The sequence below is a fragment of the Streptococcus sp. DD11 genome (assembly GCF_001578865.1).
GTDB lineage: Bacteria > Bacillota > Bacilli > Lactobacillales > Streptococcaceae > Streptococcus > Streptococcus panodentis.
Map to the genome: position 1 here is coordinate 1 of NZ_KQ969446.1, position 455 is coordinate 455.

Below are 455 nucleotides of genomic sequence, written 5' to 3' on the forward strand. Positions count from 1 at the left end.
GTGCTGCTGCTCTATATCTCCACCAAGGGACTGCAGGCATTGAAATTTTTGGGGACTCTGGCCGGCAGCACCATGCTGATCATGTCTGTGCTTTTTATCCTGCTGGCTGCGGGTGTGCCTTTTATCAAGTCGGATCTGCAGCTGGCGACAGCTAATATGGATCAGGTTTCTACCTACATTCCCAAATTTGACTTTTCCTACTTTACGACGATTGCCCTTTTAGTCTTTTCTGTCGGCGGAGCGGAAGCTATTTCGCCTTATGTCAATAAGGTCAAAAATCCTGCCAAGGGCTTTCCCAAAGGAATGATTGCCATGGCTATTATCATCGGAGCTTGCGCTATCTTTGGTTCTTTTGCCATGGCCATGATTTTTGACAGCAACCACATACCGGGTGATTTGATGCGCAATGGTGCTTATCAAGCTTTTGCCGTTCTGGGCCAGCACTGGGGCATAGG

General features: G+C 48.4%; 1 protein-coding gene. It reads left to right on the forward strand.

What is annotated here, in order from left to right; all coding sequences use genetic code 11:
- The coding region (locus tag STRDD11_RS13340) for an amino acid permease (protein ID WP_164828520.1) at nt 1-455 on the forward strand (455 nt) is incomplete at its 3' end.